Below are 18992 nucleotides of genomic sequence, written 5' to 3' on the forward strand. Positions count from 1 at the left end.
GCACTATAGTTTTTAGGGCTAATATAGTCAATTCTATCTTAGGTGCGAGGACTGGCAGTCCTGAAATTCTTTAAATATCAAATAGTTTTGAAACTTAGGACTGCCAGTCCTGTATCATCTTAAAATAAAATGACTATAGTTTATGAAGTAAATGCTGAAAAAAGATTTTAAACCTATCATTATTAGTCCAAAGGAGTGGTTTAAATGCGTTGGTATTGTACTGTTGAGTCGGCTGCAAATAATGAGTTTTCTGTATTGGCAGCAATTGAAAGTGTGGTTGCAGTATCTTTGTCTTTATGGGTTGCTTGGCATTATGAAACTGTATTGTATATTGCGATTGCCAGTGCTGTTGCACCGTTGTTACTGCTGAGGACAGAAGATTCTACGGTAAGGGGACTAGAATATTTTGAGGGGTTTATCTTGTTAATTAAAAAAAACTATATGATTTATGTTTTAACAAGTGTATTTGTTATTTCCATTATTTTAAAATTTACTCTATTTTTTGGTAGTTGGCTTTTTGTTTCATGTGTATTAGTAATTTATATCTTAATATCTTGGTTAAATGAAGAATACAAATCGATTACATACCTTGTAAAGCATCAAAGTAATATTATAAAAACAATAGGAATAACTTGTTTAGTTATACTATTTTTACTGGGAGTTATAGCTTTTCATGAAGTTGAAAAATCTTTGGAACTTGGAATATTCAATAGTATTATCTTCATAATATTAATGACAATAAGCGGAATGATAATCAGCAGCCTAATAAATAAGTTTTTAGCAATTATCATCTCTTTTATATCAAATCCTATAGAATCAATAAAAGCAATTCCTCAAAACTGGTATCGTATTGTATTTGCCTCAGACTCCCTTCACCTGCCTGAATTGGTTCCTGGAATTGAACTAAAGAAATATCAATATACTACTAAAAATCTACAAAAATTACGTTTTACAAACTGGTTTTTTAAACACTCAGAAACTCACGTCGATGTAATAATTAAAATAATAATGCTTCTGATGTATGTGTCTCCTATCTTATACCGCTATTCACTTAAGTCTACAGCCTTATTTTATTTACCCTTTGTTTACATCATTGGCAATACAAGCCTATCAAATTTAAGAGATAATTTTGCTCTAACTTTAGATTTATTAAAAAATAGTGCACTGAGCAAAATACAATTTATGTATGCTTTAATTGTGGTAATTCTTTTCACAGCTATGCCTTTAGTTTTTGAATCCCACTGGCAAACATTTATTCAGAATAACGAGCTTTCACTACAAAACCATGCAATAGTTACTCAAATCATTCCTTTCTTTTTTCTAACAGAATTTTATGCTTGGCATACCACTCGATTACTTGCTGCTCTTATCACTCTGTTTCTATATTTTTACGTTGATCGACTTATCATCAAACATAAATATGAGCAAAATATTGTTGGATTGTCTGTGCCACAGTTCATTTTTAGCCTGCAACGCCTACGTACTTTACTCTCACTATTCACACTTTATTGTGCAGCATATCTACTTTACGCCGCTATCGATTGGCAAGCAAAATTCCAGAATTTTCAGCTTATACCATGGCAAAACTAAACAACCGCTCACTGAGGATTGCTTAGTTTAATATTTTCAACTCATCTTGAATGGTTCAGCCATCAGCAATCATTTTATCGACTAATTCTTGAATCACTGCTTCTGAACGCTCATTTTCAATTTGACACGTTCCAGCACGTTCATGACCACCACCACTATAACGCAACATCAATGCACCCACATTAGTTTTAGATGAACGATCAATAATCGATTTACCGACTGCAAATACCGTATTTTGTTTTTGTAAACCCCACATGATATGCACTGAAATATTACATTCAGGATACATCGCATAAATAATAAAACGGTTGACTACAAAAATATCGGTTTCTTCACGTAAATCCAAAATAATCACATTATCACGTAACGTAGCACAACGCTCAATTTGAGCCATTGCTTCGCGCTGATGTTCCATATACAAAGTGACACGCTCTTTAACATCAGGCAATTCTAAAATTTCATCAATGGTATGCACCTTACAATAATCAATTAAGGTCATCATCAATTCATAATTAGAAATTCTAAAATTCTTAAAACGCCCCAAACCACTTCTTGGATCCATAATGTAATTCAACAATACCCAACGCTGTGGAAATAAAATTTCTTCACGCGAAAACTGTGCGGCATCTGCTTTATCCACCGCTTCTAACATTTCATCATTAATATTAGGAAAGGTTTCCTGACCACCATAATAGTCATAAACGACGCGAGCGGTAGACGGGGCATTAGGGTCGAGAATATAATTTTCTGGACGTTGACCAGGATTACGCAAAGCCTCACTGTAGTGATGATCGAAAACAAGATGAGCAATAGCAATATAAGGCAGATTGGTAGTGATATCACTATCCGTAATTTCTACCTTACCGTCTTGCATATCTTTTGGATGAACGAATTTAATTGTGTCAATTAAATCCAACATTTTTAGCAATACCGCACATATTAAACCATCAAAATCACTCCGTGTGACAAGGCGGAACTTGCGTGACATAGGCTTTCTCCAGAAACTTACTATCTATCATTATACTCGACTAACATTGACACTCAAAATGCAAAGTATTGCACGTCCAAATGTGTTTTACTTTAATAGAGTGGCATAATAAACCTTTTAAAAATCGCATACAACTTTGAAATACATAAGGCTAATCTTATATTGGCTTAAAATGAAGTCGATTTGGGTCTGTAAAAATATATTTACTAACGTAATAGTGTCTTACAAAATTCAGGTATGGAATAGCATATTTTTTCTCTAATAATTAATGTGTTATCTGATGATGTTGATTGTAAAAAACAACTGATTTTATCAATAGGGCAGAACCTGAAACATTTAAATATTGCCTGCTTTGTTAGCTGTTGCAAACCTATCTCAATCTCCCCATAATACGCGGATCATTCGCACCAAGCTAATCATTATGTTGACTTATCCTCAAATTGATCCCGTTATGTTAAGTATCGGCCCTTTACAAATTCATTGGTACGGCATGATGTATCTGGTCGGTTTTTTACTGGGTTGGTGGCTAGGTGTTGTACGCTCCAAAAATCCCAACTCCCCTGTTACTGCTGAACAAATGGGTGATTTAGTATTTTATATAGCCTTAGGTGTCGTGCTTGGTGGCCGTTTTGGCTATATTTTATTTTATAATTTACCACATTATATCGATAATCCTTTAGATATATTGAAAGTTTGGCAAGGAGGAATGTCTTTTCACGGTGGTTTATTAGGGGTTTTACTCGCAACGGGCTTATATGCACGCTATTTAGGCAAAACCTTTTTCCAATTTTCCGATTTTATTGCACCTTTAGTGCCACTTGGTCTGATGGTAGGACGAATTGGTAATTTTATTAATGCTGAATTATGGGGACGAGTTTCTGATGTGCCTTGGGCAATGGTTTTCCCACTTGCAGGAGGATTGCCTCGCCATCCCTCACAACTCTATCAAGCACTATTAGAAGGCCTTCTATTATTTATTATTTTATGGATTTATTCGCGTAAGCCGCGTCCTACTATGGCTGTATCGGGTGTATTTTTAATTGGTTATGCTGTGTTTCGCTCGATTGCAGAATTGTTCCGCGAACCTGATGCGCACTTAGGTTTTATCGCATTTGATTGGTTAACAATGGGACAAATCTTAAGCATCCCTATGATAATATTTGGTACTATCTTAATACTGCTCGCTTATCGAAATACTGAAAATAAAGTTTAATTCCGCCTAAAAAAGCACCTTAGATAAATGGATTCCAAGACTAAAAGACTAAAAGCTTAATATTTAAGATTCTAGCCTTGGGGTTCAAGTTGTAAATTATTTATTCCATACAACTCATATTATTGACTAAACACCGCCGTACATTGTTTATTTTCATCTAAACTCAAGCGTACTGTTTGATTAACGGGTGGTTCAACAGGTTCAGGTGGTGTAATGATGAGTGAGCGAGTTAAACGTTTAGTATTTTCTGTTTCAACGATACAATCTCCTTCCCATTCAGTGAGCTTCATATTTTCCGCAGGCTCGGCAGTCAAAGTTAAATCTGTTCCAGTATAAAACTCTACACGACATGTTTGATTTGAACCACAATTCATCCCTATAGGATAACTATTCACTTGCCCTTCGCCTTTGATTTGCACCGTTAAGTAATAAGTTGACGGCAAACTTGGTGCATTTGTCAATTTGCTTGGTGGCACTGCGGCGAATTCATATGCGCCAATATCACACGCTTGTTGATAATCACGGGTTGCATTACGTTGATCTGCTAAGACACGATCTTTATGAGTAAATAAAGGATTGTAGCCATGTACTTGACTCATATAACGGCAATCTTGGGCGGGAATCGCATCAATTAAGATACTATTTTCAAGCAAGGCATGAGTTAATGGTGTTTTTGGAGCAGCTTGATTTAAACTTAAAACCATATCCAACTGATTGGAAATATCAACAAGTTCAATATCAGTTATCTGTGTGCCACATCCATTGTCAACTGCAAAAGCATTATAAGCCCCTGTTATAATTTGGCTATTGCTTCCATTATTACATCCCGCTGCGCCGACTTTAGATTGATTATTAAACACAATTGAAGCGGCTAAAAACAATTGTCCGTCATTATCAATCCCCGCGCCATAATTTGCGGTATTGTTCACAATCGTAGCATGAGAAAGATAGGTAAATCCTTCAAAAGTATTAACTGCCCCCCCAAAAGTAGCATGATTACCCGAAAATGTAACATTGGCTAAATTTGCTGCACCATCTCGGTTAAAGATACCGCCACCAAAATTGGCTTGATTGCCAGAAAAGCTACTGTTCATCACATTGGCAATGCCTTCACTATTATAAATCCCTGCACCACCAAAACCATTATTGGCTTGATTATCTAAAAACTGACTGTTTTCTACATTCAAACGGCCTTGATAATTGAAAATAGCACCGCCGCCATAGCCACGTTCAGCAATATTCTCAACAAATTGCACATAATGTAGATTCAGCGTACCACCATAATTGAAAATAGCACCGCCAGCACTGGATGATCCCGTAGCTAAGTTTTGTTTTACTAAACAATGATAAAGCGTTACAACGCCACCTGCGTTAGTGATTGCGCCACCAAAATTGGTTGTTTTACCTTGAGTTAAAGTTAAATCTTGTAATTGTAAATAAGCATCAGACTGTACAAAAAATAAGCGTGTACGATTTTGGCCATTGATTTCGGTTTGAGTCATTCCTTTACCTGCAACAATCACATCTTCAGTGACATCAAGTAAATTGAAATTCAATAAATACGTTTTCGCGCCTAATTGAATTACATCGGTATAAGCACTGCTGCCCTTACGACATGTATCAATGGCTTTATTTTGATTGGCAGCTTGCACCGCTTCTCTCAAGCTACATTTGCCATCTTGTACAACCACGTCATCCGTCATTGTCACATGAATTGTTGCAGCTTGAATATTGATTACCCAGAAACTCAGTAATGTAAAGAGCAGGATATTTTTCATCCGACGACTCCTAAATAAAAGTTTTAAAGTTACCCAGTTTAATAGCAGGCAATTAGACAATTCTCAAGCTTAAAATTTAAAATCGGTCTAAATAGGCATATAAGCTGCTGTGGATAAAATTTAATAGAGCTTCTATAATCCATTTTAACCCGTTTATGTCGAGATCAAATTCATGAATATCAGCAAATTAACCATAATTGGAATAATGTTATTATCTTTGATTGGGTGTGCAACCAGCAAAGAAGGCAATGTTTATAGCCGTGACCAATCACAACGAGTCCAAACCGTAGAAATGGGCAAAGTGATTGATATACGCACCGTTAAAATTGAAGGCACAAAAAGTGGTGTCGGTACAATTGGTGGTGGTGTGATTGGTGGTATTGCGGGTAGTACCATTGGCGGTGGTCGTGGCAGTGCGATTGCAGCGACTGTGGGTGCAATTATTGGTGGCATTGCAGGTTCTGCGGTTGAAGAAGGTACAACACGTCAGGATGGCGTTGAGTTAACCATTGAATTAGACAGCGGCAAAATCATTGCGTTAGTACAAGCATTTGAGCATAAAGATGAATTTTTAGTTAATGACCGTGTGCGAGTGTTACACAGTGCTCGTGAAAGTCGCGTGTATCGGGCGGGTAGTGAATAATATTCCGTTTTATTACAGCCAAACGGCTTTGCACACCGAAGCAGAACGTTTGGCTACACAATTCAATTTCCCTCTTATCACTACATTCCCCAGCGATTCAAATCAGCTTTATCTTGAATTGAATGAGCAATATTTGGCGTTGCATTCTACAACTGAGAAAACCCAAGGGGTTTATGTTGATTTTGTACAAGGCCAATTGGGTTATCGTCGTGAACATAGTTGTGGGCGCAATCAACCTTTGCCACGTGCCATTGGTTTGAAAAAACATAAGCATTTAAAAGTATTGGATGCCACGGCGGGTTTAGGTCGTGATTCATTTATTTTAGCGGTTTTGGGCTGTCAAGTTACGATGTTGGAACGTTCCCCTATTTTGGCAGCATTATTAACTGATGGTTTGCAACGATTGGGGCAACAAGCTGAATTAGCTGATATTTGGAACAATATGCAATTAGTTCATCAAACAGCACAAACTTATTTACAGAGTTTGGATTCAGAGCATTACCCTGATGTGGTTTATTTAGACCCAATGTATCCGCATCGGCAAAAGTCAGCTTTAGTTAAGAAAGAAATGCGCTTTATTCGGCAAGTGGTGGGTGATGATGATGATAGCTTAGAATTACTGGCAGTGGCATTACAATGCGCTAAGCAACGAGTGGTGGTTAAGAGGCCAAAAGGCGCGCCTGTTTTATCAATGGCTGGAAGTAATATTAAGCCACACACTGATATTCAAAGTAAAAATACCCGTTATGATATCTATTTAGGTATCGATATTTGAAAAGCTGAAATACAAGTTGGTTATTGAACCATAAATTATATACAGACTTTCAGCAAGCAGGTGTAAGCTCAAGTTTTTAGTCAATTCCTTTTTATATATTAGGACTGCCAACACTTTAAGGACTATAGTCAATGCTGGCTTATGTGTTAGGGCTGCTAGTCCTTTTATGCTTTAAATATCAATCAGTTTTGAAATTGAAGACTGCCAATCCTGGATCACTTTAAAATAAAATGACTATAGTCCTGAATGGGAAAATATGCAATTTATTGCGTCTGTAATATAACTCCATTACAATTTGTTCAATAAATTTTGACTGGAAAGAGCTTATATTTTGAAACTTGCCATTGTTATTCTTGCAGCTGGACAAGGTAAACGTATGCACTCAGATTTACCTAAAGTGCTACATCCGCTTGCTGACAAACCCTTACTTCAACACGTCATTGATACGGCGATGACCCTTAAACCTAATGATATTTATGTCATTTATGGACATGGTGGTAATCACGTTCGTGAGCATTTACAACATTGTCCTGTGCATTGGGTTGAACAAAAGCAGCAATTGGGGACAGGCCATGCAGTTGCTCAAGCTATGCCGTCAATTGATGACGATACATTAATTCTCGTGTTATATGGCGATGTGCCCTTAATCCAAACGGAAACTTTGCAAGCACTATGTCATCCTGAACGTGAACAAACCTTACGACTTTTAACTGCGTCATTGGATAACCCAAAAGGATATGGTCGGATTATGCGTAACGCAGCTAATCAGGTGACACAAATTATTGAAGAAAAAGATGCAGATAATAATATTCGCCAAATTACCGAAGTCAATACAGGTATTTTAGCCGTACCCGCATATTATTTACGTAAATGGTTGAATGCACTTAATACTTCAAATGCACAAGGTGAATACTATTTAACTGATGTTATTGAAATGGCGGCTCAAGCAGGGATTAATATTTTTACTCATCAGCCTAATTTTCATTATGAAGTACAAGGCATTAATGACAGAATGCAACTTTCTGAATTAGAACGCTATTATCAGAAAAAACAAGCGATTCAATTAATGCAGTCAGGTGTGACTTTGAAAGACCCTGTGCGCTTAGATATTCGAGGGACAGTCAAAACGGGTTTTGATGTCAGTATTGATGTTAACGTGATTTTAGAAGGCGATGTGACATTAGGCCATCGGGTCACGATTGGTGCAAACACCATTATTAAAAATAGTACCATTGGCGATGATTGCGAAATTCTGCCTAATAGCTTAATTGAAAATGCGCAAGTAGGTATGGGTTGTCGAGTAGGCCCGTATGCGCGTTTACGTCCTGATGCAAAGCTAGCAGATAATGTTCATGTCGGTAATTTTGTTGAAATTAAGAAAACCACGGTGGCATCGGGTTCAAAAATTAATCACTTAAGTTATATTGGTGATGCTGAAATCGGTAGCGATGTGAATATTGGAGCGGGCACGATTACCTGTAATTATGATGGAGTGAATAAATCGAAAACTACGATTGGCGATAATGCCTTTATTGGCTCTGGTACACAGTTAGTCGCCCCTGTTTGCGTGGGTGGCAATGTAACCATTGGAGCGGGTTCAACCATCACTAAGGATACACCTGATAGTGGCTTAACCTTAAGCCGGAGTCCGCAAGCATCTAATCCCAGTTGGCAGCGGCCGCAGAAAAAATCATAACTTTATTATATCCTCAAAGATTGACAGTCCTGTTTTTTAATTTTATTTGCAGGCATTAACAAGGATTGTCATTCCTAAACACATATCGAAACCTATTCATGTTAGAACCAAGAGAACGTGTCGTCTTAATCGCTGGTGGTATCAGTTTAAGCTTATTGCTAGGCTATTTTTTCGTCCTAGACCCGTTATTATTAAAACGGCAGCAATTAATCAATATTACCCAATCCCAACAAAAAACCTTAAGCTGGATGCAAACTGCATCACAAGAAATCCAACAACTGAGAACTCAACCCAATAGTTCTTCACGCCCTGTATTAACCCAGTCTTTATTTAGTCTCATTGATGAAAGCTTGCAGAAAACTAACTTGCAAAAATTGAATAAGCGTATTGAACCACGGAAAGAAACAGAGGTAAGAGTTAACTTTGATAGAGTCGCATTTACCGATTTGGTGAAATGGCTAGCAGATTTGGAAAATCAATATGGAGTGAAAGTACTGTTGACGAATGTTGAGCCTCTCAAACAACCAGACCACGTAAAAATACGAATGACTTTATATGTGTCTGAAGTTTGAAGGCAAACAAAGCTTTAAATCTGACAGATTATCAAATATCAAACCTGTCAGGTTTGAGCTTAAGTCTCTTTACAACTTATTGAATTGCTTCAACAGCTGTAGCTTGAAGACCTTTAGGTGTTTCAGTGAATTCAAATTCCACTTTTTGACCTTGTTTTAATACTTTGAAACCACTACCTTTAATTGCAGAGTGGTGTACGAATACATCTTTGCCGCCTGCGTCAGGAGTAATGAAACCAAAGCCTTTTTTCTCGTCGAATAATTTAACGGTACCAACTTGCATAAAAATAACCTCAAAAAACTAATAACTAATAACTAAAAGAAACAGGATATAGCAAAACCACCCATGATAAGTGTTAGGATTATATAATACTTCTTTGAGAGCGGCCAGCTTGTTTTTAATAAAATCGCTATTTTAATATCTACCTAAAGAATTAAAGCTTACAATTCATATAAGTACAAGTCAACGGCAGGTTGATGTTGACTGTCTAAACGTAACCCTATTCCATCTAAATGGCTTAAGAACAAATCTGTTTCCTGCCAAGAATGGTGAGTAAATAAAAACCAGACCCGCCCTTGACCCTGTAATTTCTCTAAATCAGGTAAAGATTGTTGGAATAATTCCCCTGCACCTAAAATACATTTGGTTTCACTTATATTAACAGGTTTCATCGCTAATTTTTGGCGATAATAATCAATTTCTTTAATAAAATCTTTAGCTGGAATCGGAGAAATTAAATGACAAGAAGTATAATCAAATCCATATTGCGGTGCATAATAGCGAAATGCAGGTTCTGCCCAATGATATAAGTATAGCTTATCTTGTTGCCCATGAGCTTGGAGATAGTTCATTAACGGTTTAATTTCTTGTATTTGCCTATGTTTTGAAATATCCCCTAACGGATATACTAACAGTGTAACTAAGCTAGCTTGTAACACATAAGTACTCCATTTATGAGTTTGCTGTGGATAATCAGCGATAGTCAATTGAATTTGGGCAATTGCTTCAGCAATGACAAGATAAAAAATAGGTAGTAGAAATAATATTAGTCGATCTGCAAATGGATAGGCTTTTAGATAAGAGAGGATTAAAGTCAGCGCAATCGGTACAACAGATAAATAAAGCAACTGCTGTTTTTTAACCATTAGCGTAAAGCAGCCAAATAAAAACAAGATTGCTGGGATGTAAGCCGTAGTGGTGATTTGACCTAAATTTGCGGGATAATTAAATATACTTGTAAATCTATCAAATAACCATTGTTGTCCCGCTTCTGTTAATGGGTTAGGCATAAAAGCATGTAATATCTGATCCCAGAATATCAATAACCATTCACCAATGGGTGATGATCCAACCCCACCATTACTAACAAACTTATACATAGTGACAATGCTGATGAGCCATGCGATACCAATTAAAGCCAAAATAGCCAGTTGCCGCCATTGTTTCTGATAAAGTAGCTGTAATCCCCAATAGCTACCCATTGAGGCAAGAATAAATGTAGCAGGATGTGAGAACCAAACAATGACCACCCCAAGTATTGCAAGTAGGATGACACGTCCTTTGGTCAAATCTAATTGCTGCCAACTCACAGCCAACCATAACAAACCAATAGTAATAAATACATCACTTGAATATTGTTTGAAATCAGAACTATAAAGAATTAGCGCATCTGAAATAGCGAATAAAAACACTGCAATCGGTACAGCAATTGGGGAAACGGTAATACGAGCTAAAAAGTAAAATGCGATGACTGAAAGTAGGCCGCAGATAAGAGGATACAACCGCAAAATGTAATCAAAATTACCAAACAACTCTATAGATAGCTGAGTTATCAACATAAAAGCAGGTGGTGCGATATGGCTATGGCTGTAATCAAGAGGCAGTTGTAACACTGTCCAAAAGTCACGATGCAGAAAATTGACCGCAAAAAAGGCTTCATCTAGCCATAATGCTCGATTGAAAAAATATTGATCTAAGCGCAATCCTATGCCCAGAGCAATAATGAGCCATACGAGTATTGTCAGTATTGTATTTTGTTTCATAGTTTTGATTGATAAATTAACCAATGGAGGGACCTATATTATAAATTGGGTAGCAGTGTAAATCGTAGTGCAGGAGTGCCAAACGTGTTTTGCGAGTAGCTACTTGATATTCAGTTAACACTAGCTTTCACAGGACTAGCATAAATTGTTTAAATTAAACCAAATCGCCCCATAAGCCCTGACATAAGCTTAAAACAGTAATTGCTGCGGTCTCGGTACGTAAAATTCGAGCACCCAAATGAGCCGCTTGATGCCCCTTTTGATTTAATAACTGGACTTCTTCATCACTAAACCCACCTTCTGCCCCAATAATCAATTGTATAGGTTGTTCAGGAATAACTGATTGAGCCAAACTTTGTACAGTATTAGGCATGAAATACACGCTATTTTGCGCCGCGTTCGCATCAATCCAATGATTAAACAAAGTAATGTGATCTAATTGTGGTAAGACGGTACGCCCACATTGTTCAGCCGCATTTTGAATGATTTTTTGCCAATGTTGTTCTCGTTTCTCAAATCGATTTTTTGCAAGTGGAGGACTGCGTTTGGTCAACAATGGCGTAATCGCATTGATACCTAGTTCAACCGCTTTTTGAATCGCATAATCCATGTGCTCGGGTTTGGATACTGCTTGGATTAAATGTAGGTTGAGAGGTGATTCGCGTGAAATATCATTGAATTGGTCTATTTTGACAATAGCGCATTTTTTCTGAATCTCAATCAAGGTTGCACTATATTCACCACCTTGGCCGTTGAATAAGATTAAAGGTGTATCTACTCGCAAACGCAAAACGTTTAGCAAATAATGACTACTTTCTGAATTTAAAGGAATCTGTGTGCCCACTTCAAGGTTAATGGGAGTATATAAACGGGTTAAGCGCATAATTGAAAAAATCAAAATAGGAGTGTAGGGTTGTTAATCTTTAGGAAACTAAGGTTTTTTTAGTCAAAATTCAGGACTACCCGCTTTCAACAGAAAGGCAGTCCTAATACACTGAAGTTGCTGAAGTTATGGCACAACTTGATTAATAACAACTTCAACCGTTTGACCTAATGTAACAGGAGTCACAGTCCCTTTTAAATCACCCGATTGCTCCATCGCGCCACCTGATTTTGAAACTCGAGCCATCACTGTAACCGCTTCAAAATTAGAGATTTTCATACTTGGCATCATCGATTGGCTGTCATCTAATGTGGCTTGGGTTGGTAATTCACTAGCTGATAAACGCACAATAGCCAATGGCATTGGAGAACCTTTTGTTGCACGTGCATAAATAAACAAGGTATCACCTGCTTGCACTTTATCTTGCAAGCTAGGGTCTAAACGCACACTGACTTGGATATTACCTGTTGTTGCGGCAGTAGTATCAGTCGTCGTATTCGCTGCACTATTTTCGCTAGCACTGGGCGGAGTTGCAGGCTCTGTGACCGTTGCTACTTCTGCTACTTCGATTAGAGGTTGTCCCAAGACTTGTCTAACTTGATTGATATTCTGGGTTAAACTGGTAATTGCTTTAGTCTCACCTTCTGGTAATAAAGGTAGTAAACGTTCCCAATAATCAAGTGCTTGTTGTAATTGATTTTGTTCCCGTGCCGAAAAACCTGCCAACCACAAAGCACTGACATGTTTAGGATCAATTTCTAGCGCATTGTTTAATAGCATGCTTGGTAAACCCATCAGCTTATTATCATTGACGATTGCAGCAGCTTCCGCATAATCAACTAAAATATTAGGGTCTTTACCTTCTGTCAATGTGACCAATTTAGTATAAGTTTCAATCGCTTCAGGGTAACGTTTTAACATAACATACGAACGCGCCAACATATAATGGCCTTTTACATCATCGGGCTGTTGTTCTAAACGTTTGGCCAAACCCTCCACCATTTCTTCAAAATCAGAAGGCTGTTGACCGTGTTTCTCGGCTGTGGCTTGTTTCGCTTCAGCAGGCCGCAATAATTCGTAACGTCCGAAATTAGCATATAAACCCAAAGCAATCGCAGGCACAACAATTCCAACAATGGCAGCACTTACCCAGCGGGCTTGTGAATGATAGGTAATTTGCTGTGAATCCAATTCTTGCGCAAGGCTTTTTTCTAATTCTTGTTTGCGCTGCTGAAAATCTTCATTTGATAGTTTTTCTTGTTCTAATTCTTGCAACCGTTCTTTATAAATGGCTACATTGGTCGAAGTTTGGCGACTTTCCTCTGTGTAATTTTGTTGGCTCAATAACGGGGGAATCACAAACACCAAGGCGATAGCGGTGAGTAATAAAATAATAAACCAAAAAGCAAACATGCAATATCCTTTTTATTGGTTGTTCAAAGCTTGTTGAATTTTTTGTTGTTCTTCTTCAGTTAACGTTTCTGGCTGAGCCGTGGCTTTAGCATGATGACGAATCGCTAATAATAAGCCAAATAACGCAATTAACAATAGAATCACAGGCCCTAACCACAGCACGAAGGTTTTGGGTTTTAACGGGGGATTATATAAAACGTAGTCACTATAACGCTCAACCAAAAAAGTATAAATTTCATCATCGGTTTTACCTTTCAAAATCATATCGCGTACCACATCTCGTACATCTTGGGCAATGCCTGCATTGGAGTCGGCAACGCTTTGATTTTGACATACAACACAACGTAATTCATTAGCCATTTTCCAGAACCGTTCTTGTTGTTCAGGGGTTTCAAACTCTATTGGATTCTGGTCAATTGCATAAGTAATGCTCGGAAATAACAGTACAAAAAGCAGTAGTAAACGCATAGCTTTCCTTTAGTCCCAGTGACAAAATGGGTTATTGTACAGGAAATTTAAACAATCACATCGCTAGTTAAAAATGAACCTAACATCCAGTTATTTTAAAGCCGCCATCACCCCATCCCAAAACACAATTCTGGCTTCAAGAGCTTGGCAAGCGGTCTGTTCAGCTTCTTGCATTTTAGCAGGATCATTTTCACATAATTCTTGCAACAACCGAATCGACAGCGGCGCATGGAAATCTTGATCTAAATGAATATGCCGATTGAGATAAAAATGGAAAATTGGGGCTTGCTCAGATGTGACTTGCATCCGTTCTAAAAACGCTCGAAACATCACAGGAATAATTTTCTCACGCCCTAATGCCAAGGCTGCCGCAACACAGTGTGGTTTATCTGCCGCAATAAAAGAAAAGGTCGTTTGAGTAAACTGACGTGATGGAGTAGGTACAAAATCTGCGTTTAGCGCAGCGTCAACACCCTGTTTTTTGACCAACTGAATGAATCGCCAAGCATTATTTGCATCTGCCCCGACTTCCTGCATCGCACGGCAATAAAGTTCAAAATGACTACTATGTTGCCCATCAACGACAGGATTGGCTTGATCTGACTCCTCTTCCATCACCAATTCATTGATAAAACGTCGTACATTGCCATCGCCTTGCGGTGTCCAAGGATAGTTTGTGGGTGCAATTTTTTGCTGTAAATATTTAATCATCGACATAAAATCCCACACCGAGAAAATATGATGATTCATAAAACAACGCAAGTCATCCATGGATTGTAAAGCAGCATAAACAGGATGATTATCAAGTTGTTGCTGTAAGGGTTGTATCACTTCAGAATTAAATTCTATACTCATTACTTGAGTTCCTAAACGATGTTGATGTACACACTTTTTTATTCCAGTTGAATATTGCACTTAAATCATTTATTTAAAGGTTTTTATGCCACATTAACATGTAGCCAAACTTGCAAAACAGTATAAAATTGAGCTTAAAAGCGGGTTTAACTTCTGCTGATTTTAACACCTGATACCTTCTTGTGTTTAACCATAATTACGGATAGCAAATCGTTTTATAGGGAAAAATGATGCAAAATATTTTAGTGTTGTATTACAGTCGCCACGGACACACCACCCAAATGGCGCAAAAGATTGCCCGTGGGGTTGAAGAAATTCAAGGTTGTGAAGCGATTGTGCGTACTGTGCCGCCTGTTTCTACTGTTTGTGAAGCAACTACTTCTGATATTCCAGATCAAGGCGCACCGTATGTGACTCAAGAGGATTTGAAACAGTGTGCAGGTTTAATTCTTGGCAGCCCAACCCATTTTGGCAATATGGCAGCTCCAATGAAATATTTTTTAGATCAAACCAGTGGTTTATGGTTAGGCGGTGATTTAGTGGGTAAGCCTGCAGCGGTATTTACCTCAACCTCTAGCTTACATGGCGGCCAAGAAAGCACTTTATTATCAATGATGTTACCATTGTTTCATCACGGCATGTTAGTGCTAGGATTGCCTTATACTGAGCCTAGTTTGGGTGATACCAAAACGGGTGGCACGCCTTATGGCGCGAGTCATGTCGCGGGCAGTCAACAACAAAATCCGTTGAGTGATGATGAGATCAATTTGTGTCGGGCATTGGGTAAACGTGTGGCATCAACCGCGCTGAAATTAGCCTAAATCAGAAATTAACGAGTCGTATCAATCGCATATTTTGTTGAATATGATTCGTTGATAATGTCGATGAAATGCTGACCAAAACGTTGTGCAGACAGTTGTTTATTCTGAAAAAAAGCCAAAGAAAATGCCTGCTGGGCAAGACCTGCTGCTTCACGCAATGTTTTATCCTCAATCAAAGTTGAAGCCAATTGCATATACTCTTCAATAGTGGTTGCGCGAAAATAAAATTTACCCTGTTGTAGGGTTGCCTGTGCCAGTGCTTGTGCCTCGGCTAAGCCTTTGCCTGTCAGTAATTTGTGCATCAAATCTTGTGTGCCCGTGCCTTCTGCTTCATAACTCGCATGGCATACAAACGGTTTAGCCGCAGCCATCGAGTGTATTAAGGTCACACCACAAGGAAAGGGAAAGCTGTCTAAAAAAACATCAATCACTTGGGCATATAAACGCGTATCAATCCAGCCCATGAAAAAGCATTGTTGTGCCACAGCAGCAAATCGTTGCTGAATGCTAGGCAGTTGATGGCGACCTGTCCATAAAAAAGCTGCCTTGGGATATTTTTGTAAAATTTGAATGACGGCCGTAATAAATGCTGGACTGTCTAATTTTTCTTCACGTCCAAAGCTGCCTAAAATTATATCAAATGCAGAATAAGAGGCTCTAATTTGCTCGGCTTCAGTTGCAAAATCAGCTTGATATAACTCATCTGCTGAAAATGCCCCACCGCCTGCTCGCCATAGTCGTGAACCAATTTGTTTAAATCGCTCGACACTGCTATTGGTAACATAACCATCAATTTCAGGTAGTGCCATATCATGATATTTCATTGCCCACCAAATTTGCACAGGTGCGACTTGCATCGAAAAGGCAAATGGCATTATTGCTGCGACGCTAACCCAAACCATTGCATGAATATTATGTTGTTGTGTTTGTTGGCGTAATAAAACTAAACGCTGATAAAAAGAAGATGATTGTTGATTTAAGTATGTTATTGGAATCGATTTGCGTTGTAGACGTTGTTCTAGCTCTACATTTTTGCCTCTAAAAATAAAAACATGCGGTTGAAATAAAGGCTTATCCATCTCCATTAACCCTTCTAGCATATTAACTAACACTTGGATATGGGCTAACAACGTTGCATTATGGATAAAAAAACCAATTTTATAAGATTGCTCAATTGAAGCAGGAAAATAAAAAGGCAGCATGCTATTTAAGTGTAAACCCGCTTGGCGCATAATGGGAACAAGTTGCTGCTGACACGCGCTAAAATGAGTTTCTGTTTCAATTTGTCGCACATAATAATTATCAATGACCGTTTCTAAATACAGTCCTAAATCATAATATTGCAATTCAAATGCAGTTTTAAACCAAGACAATATCAACTGTTCAAATAAAGTTTTATTCCATGTTTTACTTGATGTTTTATGAAAGCCTAGTAATGCAATCAAACATGCTATTTTTACATAAGCTTTGGTTTCCGATATTTGGGATAATTGCAATGTTTTAACTAATTGTTGTAATTTTTGGACAGAATAAGTTTTAAAGTAGCCCGTTTGTTCCAGTAATTGTCCATAAGTTTGTAATTGTGTTTTATGTTGATTCCAATCTTGGATATTTTCACGACAAATGACTTTAATTAGGTTTTCTACACTTTTATTGTCAAATCTCATTTCAATCGCTATTCTTGCATGTTTAAGTGCAGATTTGAGTTGTTTCTTAATGGCGAATACATTGGCTAATTGCTGATGAGCATCTATTGCTTTAGGTTGGATTTTGATGGTTTTCTGGAAATGGCTAATAGCTTGTTCATATTGCTGATGATGTTGAGCAACCATCCCCATCAAATACCAAGCAATATCAATTTGAGGTGCTTGCTGTATGATTTGTTGGCAAATTATTTGAGTTTTATCAAACTCTTGAGCTTGATAAGCTTGAATTGCTAAGTCAATTGCTTTTTTTAAAGTCAAAGAGTTTTTCATAAATTATCGATAATAACGGCGGCTGTCAATGTTACGAATTTTAGCAGGAGAACCTTGATAAACATGCCAAGGTTTAGAATTTTGAGTTAGTAAACTGTGTGCAGCTAAAAAAGTACCTTCTGCAACGCGACAATCATTATTGACAGCCGACCTTAAACCAAGATAACAATATGATTCTATAATAGAATGTCCTGCACAAGTTGTGGTAGCTATAAAATTATGTGATTGAATTTGAGAATGGTGTCCAATAAAGCTGTCTGCCCAAATCATGATATTATTTTCTATATTAACAAAAGGTTGAATCACACAGTTTTCTAAAATAAAACAATTTTCGCCAATGGTTTCCGCAAATACAGTGGCTTTTGAACTTATATACGATATACATTGATAACCTTTATTTTTGACTTCCAAATAAATTTGTTCACGTAATGTGTTCATTTTCAAACCTGTCATTGGTACAAAAAATTGATATTCATCAGGTGGATAAAGTTGCTCCACCGTTTCAAATTCCACAACGGGCAAATTACAAAAAGTCTGCGATTGTAAATAATCTTTAGACACTGTAAATGCTATCACCTCATGTTCTGAATCATGTGTTAAATAATAATGGGCAAGCTGTGCTGTATCCAATATTCCAAAAATGATGACTTTTGCCATAATTATATAGTTAATTCTGTCTTAAGTGGGACTGGCAGTCCTGAAATACTTTAAATATCAAATAGTTTTAAAATCTAGGACTACCAGTCCTATATCATCTTAAAATAAAATAACTATACAAGTTGATATTCTTTGAGAAAATGTTGGGTTTGTTTAACGGAATTAAACATCAGTAGATCAATCACCGATAAATGGTTTATAAATTCATTATTAAACTGTTTATAAATAGTAGCTTGTGTTTCAATAAACTGTAGTTGGATACCTGCATTTTCAAATGTGTCTTTATCATATAATAGCTGCCCTCCCATCAAATTAATATAAGTTTCAGCCTGTTCTTGCTGACAAATATCAACAATCCGAGCTTGACCTTGTAAATCTTGATTTTGATAAATTGAGGCACTTTTAACTAATTCGGTTTGAATATCCAAATAATCTAACATTATCTGTAAACTATAAAAAATATAATCGCTAAGTTGTAATTGTGGATAATTGATGATTTCCTGAAATACTGGATATAAATCAAAATGAGGGGCTTTTTTATAAGATAGCTCAATTTTTTTGAGTAGCTTAGTTTGCCATTTTATATCACAAACTAATTTTAATTCATGGATTTTTCTATTT

Annotated in this window: 18 protein-coding genes; 7 read left to right on the plus strand and 11 right to left on the minus strand. The window is 37.3% G+C overall.

Annotated features, from left to right (window positions below):
• The first annotated feature begins 204 nt into the window (after positions 1–204).
• Positions 205–1590: a hypothetical protein gene (locus tag ABXH34_RS10860; protein ID WP_353571905.1), complete on the plus strand. Its 1386-nt coding sequence runs from the start codon at positions 205–207 to the stop codon at positions 1588–1590.
• Positions 1591–1645: 55 nt separating this feature from the next.
• On the opposite strand, the gene ABXH34_RS10865 is transcribed toward ABXH34_RS10860, so the two are convergent.
• Complete coding sequence (locus ABXH34_RS10865) at positions 1646–2578, minus strand: exopolyphosphatase (RefSeq protein ID WP_353571906.1); 933 nt, start codon at positions 2576–2578, stop codon at positions 1646–1648.
• 421 nt (positions 2579–2999) lie between these two features.
• Between ABXH34_RS10865 and lgt the strand changes: the two genes are divergently transcribed.
• Positions 3000–3791 (plus strand): prolipoprotein diacylglyceryl transferase, encoded by a 792-nt coding sequence (lgt, locus tag ABXH34_RS10870; protein WP_353571907.1) that lies wholly within the window; start codon positions 3000–3002, stop codon positions 3789–3791.
• A 119-nt stretch (positions 3792–3910) separates the two neighbouring features.
• On the opposite strand, the gene ABXH34_RS10875 is transcribed toward lgt, so the two are convergent.
• Positions 3911–5569, minus strand: coding sequence for a choice-of-anchor Q domain-containing protein (locus tag ABXH34_RS10875; RefSeq protein ID WP_353571908.1), 1659 nt, complete (start codon positions 5567–5569; stop codon positions 3911–3913).
• A 205-nt stretch (positions 5570–5774) separates the two neighbouring features.
• Here ABXH34_RS10875 and ABXH34_RS10880 point away from each other — a divergent pair, with 205 nt between their 5' ends.
• The 4 genes from ABXH34_RS10880 to ABXH34_RS10895 all read left to right on the plus strand — a co-directional run bounded on the left by ABXH34_RS10880 (position 5775) and on the right by ABXH34_RS10895 (position 9255).
• The gene (locus ABXH34_RS10880; protein ID WP_353571909.1) at positions 5775–6212 is read left to right on the plus strand and encodes an outer membrane lipoprotein; all 438 of its coding nucleotides are present in this window, start codon (positions 5775–5777) and stop codon (positions 6210–6212) included.
• The gene (locus ABXH34_RS10885) at positions 6172–6987 is read left to right on the plus strand and encodes a class I SAM-dependent methyltransferase (protein ID WP_353571910.1); all 816 of its coding nucleotides are present in this window, start codon (positions 6172–6174) and stop codon (positions 6985–6987) included. The genes ABXH34_RS10880 and ABXH34_RS10885 overlap by 41 nt, the downstream gene beginning before the upstream one ends.
• A gap of 331 nt (positions 6988–7318) precedes the next feature.
• The gene (gene glmU / locus ABXH34_RS10890; RefSeq protein WP_353571911.1) at positions 7319–8683 is read left to right on the plus strand and encodes a bifunctional UDP-N-acetylglucosamine diphosphorylase/glucosamine-1-phosphate N-acetyltransferase GlmU; all 1365 of its coding nucleotides are present in this window, start codon (positions 7319–7321) and stop codon (positions 8681–8683) included.
• A gap of 98 nt (positions 8684–8781) precedes the next feature.
• Positions 8782–9255 carry a type II secretion system protein M gene (locus ABXH34_RS10895; RefSeq protein WP_353571912.1) on the plus strand — a complete coding sequence of 158 codons (474 nt, stop codon included), beginning with the start codon at positions 8782–8784 and terminating at the stop codon, positions 9253–9255.
• 76 nt (positions 9256–9331) lie between these two features.
• On the opposite strand, the gene ABXH34_RS10900 is transcribed toward ABXH34_RS10895, so the two are convergent.
• The 6 genes from ABXH34_RS10900 to ABXH34_RS10925 form a co-directional block, all read right to left on the minus strand.
• Positions 9332–9538, minus strand: a complete 207-nt coding sequence (locus ABXH34_RS10900; protein WP_353571913.1) for a cold-shock protein — start codon at positions 9536–9538, stop codon at positions 9332–9334.
• Between the two features lie 158 nt (positions 9539–9696).
• Positions 9697–11298, minus strand: coding sequence for a glycosyltransferase family protein (locus ABXH34_RS10905; protein ID WP_353571914.1), 1602 nt, complete (start codon positions 11296–11298; stop codon positions 9697–9699).
• Positions 11299–11452: 154 nt separating this feature from the next.
• A complete protein-coding gene (locus tag ABXH34_RS10910; RefSeq protein ID WP_353571915.1) occupies positions 11453–12181 on the minus strand; it encodes a 16S rRNA (uracil(1498)-N(3))-methyltransferase in 729 nt (242 codons plus the stop codon).
• A 126-nt stretch (positions 12182–12307) separates the two neighbouring features.
• Entirely contained in the window at positions 12308–13594 is a 1287-nt protein-coding gene (ccmI, locus tag ABXH34_RS10915; RefSeq protein ID WP_353571916.1) for a c-type cytochrome biogenesis protein CcmI, read from the minus strand.
• Positions 13595–13606: 12 nt separating this feature from the next.
• Positions 13607–14062 (minus strand): cytochrome c-type biogenesis protein, encoded by a 456-nt coding sequence (locus tag ABXH34_RS10920; protein WP_353571917.1) that lies wholly within the window; start codon positions 14060–14062, stop codon positions 13607–13609.
• A 90-nt stretch (positions 14063–14152) separates the two neighbouring features.
• The gene (locus tag ABXH34_RS10925; RefSeq protein WP_353571918.1) at positions 14153–14917 is read right to left on the minus strand and encodes a DUF3050 domain-containing protein; all 765 of its coding nucleotides are present in this window, start codon (positions 14915–14917) and stop codon (positions 14153–14155) included.
• A gap of 230 nt (positions 14918–15147) precedes the next feature.
• Here ABXH34_RS10925 and wrbA point away from each other — a divergent pair, with 230 nt between their 5' ends.
• Complete coding sequence (gene wrbA / locus ABXH34_RS10930; RefSeq protein WP_353571922.1) at positions 15148–15738, plus strand: NAD(P)H:quinone oxidoreductase; 591 nt, start codon at positions 15148–15150, stop codon at positions 15736–15738.
• Positions 15739–15746: 8 nt separating this feature from the next.
• Here wrbA and ABXH34_RS10935 read toward each other — a convergent pair whose 3' ends face one another.
• From ABXH34_RS10935 to ABXH34_RS10945, 3 genes are all read right to left on the minus strand, one after another.
• Positions 15747–17714 carry a tetratricopeptide repeat protein gene (locus ABXH34_RS10935; protein ID WP_353571919.1) on the minus strand — a complete coding sequence of 656 codons (1968 nt, stop codon included), beginning with the start codon at positions 17712–17714 and terminating at the stop codon, positions 15747–15749.
• Between the two features lie 3 nt (positions 17715–17717).
• The gene (locus tag ABXH34_RS10940) at positions 17718–18371 is read right to left on the minus strand and encodes an acetyltransferase (protein ID WP_353571920.1); all 654 of its coding nucleotides are present in this window, start codon (positions 18369–18371) and stop codon (positions 17718–17720) included.
• 113 nt (positions 18372–18484) lie between these two features.
• The coding region (locus ABXH34_RS10945) for a WbqC family protein (protein ID WP_353571921.1) at positions 18485–18992 on the minus strand (508 nt) is incomplete at its 5' end.

The sequence above is a fragment of the Candidatus Albibeggiatoa sp. nov. BB20 genome, from assembly GCA_016744725.1.
Taxonomy (GTDB): domain Bacteria; phylum Pseudomonadota; class Gammaproteobacteria; order Beggiatoales; family Beggiatoaceae; genus Albibeggiatoa.